This is a genomic window from Mesorhizobium sp. M7A.F.Ca.CA.003.01.2.1 (genome assembly GCF_003998945.1).
In the GTDB taxonomy this organism is placed as follows: Bacteria; Pseudomonadota; Alphaproteobacteria; order Rhizobiales; family Rhizobiaceae; genus Mesorhizobium; species Mesorhizobium ciceri.
Genome location: NZ_RZRA01000420.1, coordinates 1 through 4,722, shown reverse-complemented (window position 1 = coordinate 4,722; position 4,722 = coordinate 1). Strand labels below are relative to the sequence as shown.

The window sequence follows — 4,722 nt, the reverse complement described above, 5'->3', positions numbered from 1 at the left end:
AGTAAGCGCCACGCGCCAAAAACGCCTTCCCCGCTCCGGCGGGGAAGGCCCAGATCCGCGAACATAGATCCGCGAAGCTGGTTGGCCGCGAGTCGACGGGAGGAGCCCCATGAGCACGGTAGCGACAAGCCAGATCAAGCTGACGCCGGAGCATGCGCGGCCACGCGCCTCGGTGCGCTCGCGCCTGCAGGACGCATTGCCGAAGATCGTGCTGGCGCCGAGCTTCGCCATCACCATCGTCTTCGTCTACGGCTTCATCCTGTGGACGATCTATCTGTCCTTCACCAATTCCAAGACCTTCCCGTCCTATGTCCTAACCGGCTCGCGCGCCTATCAGCGGCTGTGGGGCTGGACCTTCGACACAGACCCGCCGTCGAGCTGGTACACGTCGATCACCAATATGGGTATTTTCGGTTTCCTCTACATCGCAATCTGCCTGGCGCTCGGCCTGTTCCTGGCCATCCTGCTCGACCAGAAGATCCGCGGCGAAGGCGTGTTGAGGCCGATCTATCTCTATCCGATGGCGCTGTCCTTCATCGTCACCGGCGTCGCCTGGAAATGGTTCCTCGATCCCGGCCTCGGTCTCGAGCAGACCTTGCATCAATGGGGTTGGACGAGCTTCCATTTCGACTGGATCAAGAATAAGGATTTCGTCATCTACACGGTGGTCATTGCCGGCGTCTGGCAGGCCTCCGGCTTCATCATGGCGATGTTCCTGGCCGGCCTGCGCGGCATCGACGGCGAGATCATGAAGGCGGCGCAGATCGACGGCGCCACCAACTTCCAGCTCTATCGCCGCATCGTCATCCCGCTGCTGCGGCCGATCTTCCTGTCGGCCTTCATCGTGCTCGCGCACCTCGCCATCAAGTCCTACGATCTCGTGGTCGCACTGACCAGCGGCGGGCCCGGCGGCTCGGCGTGGCTGCCGTCCAACTTCATGTATGAGTACACGTTCAAGCGCAACGAAATGGCCGTCGGCTCGGCCAGTGCGGTGATCATGCTGATGACCATCGTCGCCATCATCGTGCCCTATCTCTATTCGGAACTGCGGGAGAAGCCGCGATGAGCGCCGTCACCACTCCCGCCCGCCAGGCCTCCGGCGGCGTCAACGTCAAGACCCTCAACCGCATCGTCATCTACGGGCTGCTGGCGCTGTTTGCGCTGTTTTACCTGATGCCGCTGTTCGTCATGCTGGTGACCTCGTTCAAGACCATGGACGAGATCCAGAACGGCAACATGCTGGCGCTGCCCAAGGCGCCGACCTTCGACCCGTGGCTGAAGGCGTGGGGCGAGACCTGCGTCGGCCTCACCTGCGCCGGCATCAAGGGCTATTTCTGGAACTCCATCAAGATGGTGGTTCCGGCCGTTCTGATCTCGACCATGCTGGGCGCGCTGAACGGCTACGTGCTGACGAAATGGCGTTTCCGCGGCGCAACGCTGGTGTTCGGGCTGATGCTGTTTGCCTGCTTCATTCCGTTCCAGTCGGTGCTGTTGCCGATGGCGACCATCCTCGGCAGCCTCGGCCGCTTCGGCGTCACACTGCAGAACTCGGTCGGAACGAGCTTCGGTCTCGGCAACCCGACGGTCAACCTGGTCTTCGTCCACGTCGTCTACGGCATCGGCTTCACCACGCTGTTCTTCCGCAACTACTACGAGGCGTTTCCGACCGAACTGGTCAAGGCGGCACAGGTCGACGGCGCCTCCTTCTTCCAGATATTCCGCCGCATCATGCTGCCGAACTCGATGCCGATTTTCGTCGTCACCGTCATCTACCAGTTCACCAACATCTGGAACGACTTCCTGTTCGCCTCGGCTTACGCCGGCACCGGCGACGCGATGCCGATGACGGTGGCGCTCAACAACGTCGTCAACACCTCGACCGGCGTCGTCGAATACAACGTCAACATGGCCGCCGCGATGATCGCGGCACTGCCCACCCTTCTCGTCTATGTGCTCGCCGGCCGCTACTTCGTGCGCGGTCTCATGGCTGGCGCCGTCAAAGGATGATCTGATGGCTTTTCTGGAAATTGATGGTCTGAGAAAGCGCTTCGGCCAGGTCGAGATCCTGAAAGGGATCGATGTCGAGCTCGAGAAAGGCGGTTTCCTGGTGCTGGTCGGCCCTTCCGGCTGCGGCAAGTCCACTTTGCTCAACACCATCGCCGGCCTGGAGACGATCACCTCGGGCGAAATCCGGGTCGACGGCCGCGCCATCAACGATCTGCACCCCTCCAAGCGCGACATCGCCATGGTGTTCCAGAGCTATGCGCTCTACCCGAACATGACGGTGGCCGGAAACATCTCCTTCGGCATGGAGATGCGCGGCGTGCCGGCGGCGGAGCGCCAGAAGGCGATCGACAAGGTGGCCAAGGTGCTGCAGATCGGCCACCTCTTGCAGCGCAAGCCGAGCCAGCTTTCGGGCGGCCAGCGCCAGCGCGTCGCCATGGGCCGGGCGCTGGTGCGCGACCCCAAACTGTTCCTTTTCGACGAGCCTTTGTCCAACCTCGACGCCAAGCTGCGCGTCGACATGCGCATCGAGATCAAGCGCCTGCATGCCACCACCGGCACCACCATCGTCTACGTCACCCACGACCAGATCGAGGCGATGACGCTGGCGACCAAGATCGCGGTCATGCGGGATGGCGAGGTGCAGCAGTTCGGCACGCCGGCCGAAATCTACAACAACCCGAGCAATCTCTTCGTCGCCGACTTCATGGGCTCGCCGGCGATGAACCTGATCCCGGCGACGATCGGTACGTCAGGCAATGCGTTGTCCGTCGTGCTGCAGCGCGAGGCGCGCGAGCCGATCAACCTGCCGATGGCCAATGCGCCGGCGGGCCTGTCGGCATTCCAGGGCAAGCCGATCATCTTCGGTGTCCGTCCCGAAGCCCTGACCGATCCGGAAGGTGCCGAGCGCAACGCCTCGCACATCGCAACCGCGGACTGTCACATCGAGGTCGTCGAGCCGGCAGGTTCGGACACCTTCGCCGTCACCAATCTCGGCGGCAAGGGCGTGGTGGCGCGGCTGCGCGCCGACGCCAACATTCAGCCGGGCACCAACACGCCGCTCGCCTTCAACCTGACAAAGGCGGTGTTCTTCGATCCGGCGACCGAGACCCGTATTCGCTAATGTATGTCGCCCAAAAGTGGATCCGGTTTTGGGGCAACGACATGCATCAAAACAAAAAACTAAAGCGCGTCGGGACGCGATTTAGGCCATGAGAAATCCGGACATCGTCATCATCGGCTCCGGCATCGGCGGCGCCACGATCGCTTCCGGCCTTGCCGGCAGCGGCGCCTCGATCTTGATGCTCGAGCGCGGCGAGCCGTTGCCGGCGACGCCGCACGCGCGCGACACGCGCTCGATCTTCGTCGACGGCCATTATAGGCCGAAGGAGATGTGGCGTGAGGCCGGCGGCGCCGCCTTCAACCCCGGCAATTATTATTATGTCGGCGGCAATTCGAAGTTCTATGGCGCGGTGCTGATCCGCTACCGCAAGGAAGATTTCGCCGCCATGGAGCACTTTGGCGGGGTCTCGCCGGCATGGCCGTTCTCCTATGAGGAATTCGAGCCCTGGTATTCGAAAGCCGAACAGCTGTTTCGCGTGCGCGGTGCACTGGGCGAGGATCCGACCGAGCCGTTCCATTCGATCCCCTACGCCTACAAGCCGGTGCCCGACGAGGCGCCGATCGCCCGCGCCCGCGCCGAGCTGAAAAACCTCGGCCTGCATCCGGCCTCGCTGCCGCTCGGCGTCGACATCGACACCTGGCTGAAAGAGGGCAAGACCGGCTGGGACGCGTTTCCCAACACCGGCCAGGGCAAGGTCGACGCGCAGACAGGACCGCTGACGGCGGCCCTGAAGGACACCAACATCCGGCTCGAGACCGGCTGTTATGTCGAGTACCTGGAGGCATCGACCGACGGCAAAACCATTGCTGCCATCCACTATCGGCAGAATGGTGAGCTGAAAAAGGTGGCGCCGAAACTGGTCATCCTCTCCGCTGGCGCGGTCAATTCCGCCGTCATCCTGCTGCGCTCGCCTTCGGCCGATGGCAATGGTCTTGCCAACCGCTCCGATCAGGTCGTGCGCAATTTCATGAACCACAATTCCAGCGCCATGCTGGCGATCGATCCGCGCCGCCGCAACGATGCCGTCTACCAGAAGACGCTGATGCTCAACGACTACTATCTGTCCGACGGCAAGGGCGGTAAGCCGCTGGGGAACGTCCAACTGCTCGGCAAGATCGACGGCAACATGCTGCGGGCCAATGTCAAGTACACGCCGGGATTCGCGCTCGACTTCATGGCCGGCCACGCCGTCGACTGGTACCTGATGTGCGAAGACCTGCCCGACCCGGAAAGCCGCATCATGGTCGACGGCAAGGACATCGTCATGCAGTGGCGGCGCTCCAACATGCAGTCGCTCGACGGGCTGAACAAGGTAATGCGCGAAAACTTCCGCGCCTGCGGCTATCCCATCGTGCTGTCGCGCCCCTTCGACAAGCGCACGCCGTCGCATCAATGCGGCACGATCAAGATGGGCGACGATCCGGCGACGGCGGCGCTCGACCCCTACTGCCGCTCCTTCGACCACCGGAACCTGTTCGTCGTCGACGCCGGTTTCCTGCCGAACTCGGCGGCGGTCAACCCAGCGCTGTCGATTGCAGCCCAAGCGCTGCGCGTTGCTGACCACATCCGCAATACGGACCGCGCCGCATGACCCG

General features: G+C 62.9%; 4 protein-coding genes. All 4 read left to right on the top strand.

The window, feature by feature from the left end:
- Positions 1 to 109: 109 nt before the first annotated feature.
- The 4 genes from EN969_RS17690 (at position 110) to EN969_RS17670 (ending at position 4,718) form a co-directional block, all read left to right on the top strand.
- Positions 110 to 1,066 carry a sugar ABC transporter permease gene (locus tag EN969_RS17690; RefSeq protein ID WP_063168956.1) on the top strand — a complete coding sequence of 319 codons (957 nt, stop codon included), beginning with the start codon at positions 110 to 112 and terminating at the stop codon, positions 1,064 to 1,066.
- On the top strand, positions 1,063 to 2,007 hold the full coding sequence (locus EN969_RS17685) for a carbohydrate ABC transporter permease (RefSeq protein WP_027161386.1): 945 nt from the start codon (positions 1,063 to 1,065) through the stop codon (positions 2,005 to 2,007). Before EN969_RS17690 ends, EN969_RS17685 begins: the two co-directional genes overlap by 4 nt.
- Before the next feature lie 4 nt (positions 2,008 to 2,011).
- Positions 2,012 to 3,127, top strand: coding sequence for an ABC transporter ATP-binding protein (locus EN969_RS17680; RefSeq protein WP_013529698.1), 1,116 nt, complete (start codon positions 2,012 to 2,014; stop codon positions 3,125 to 3,127).
- An 88-nt stretch (positions 3,128 to 3,215) separates the two neighbouring features.
- Positions 3,216 to 4,718, top strand: a complete 1,503-nt coding sequence (locus tag EN969_RS17670; protein WP_127419275.1) for a GMC family oxidoreductase — start codon at positions 3,216 to 3,218, stop codon at positions 4,716 to 4,718.
- The last annotated feature ends 4 nt before the right edge of the window (positions 4,719 to 4,722 follow it).

Bases quoted from the DNA above. Each gene is read 5' to 3' on its own strand.
- EN969_RS17680 (WP_013529698.1), top strand. From the start codon at position 2,012: ATGGCTTTTCTGGAAATTGATGGTCTGAGAAAGCGCTTCGGCCAGGTC.
- EN969_RS17670 (WP_127419275.1), top strand. From the start codon at position 3,216: ATGAGAAATCCGGACATCGTCATCATCGGCTCCGGCATCGGCGGCGCC.
- EN969_RS17685 (WP_027161386.1), top strand. From the start codon at position 1,063: ATGAGCGCCGTCACCACTCCCGCCCGCCAGGCCTCCGGCGGCGTCAAC.
- EN969_RS17690 (WP_063168956.1), top strand. From the start codon at position 110: ATGAGCACGGTAGCGACAAGCCAGATCAAGCTGACGCCGGAGCATGCG.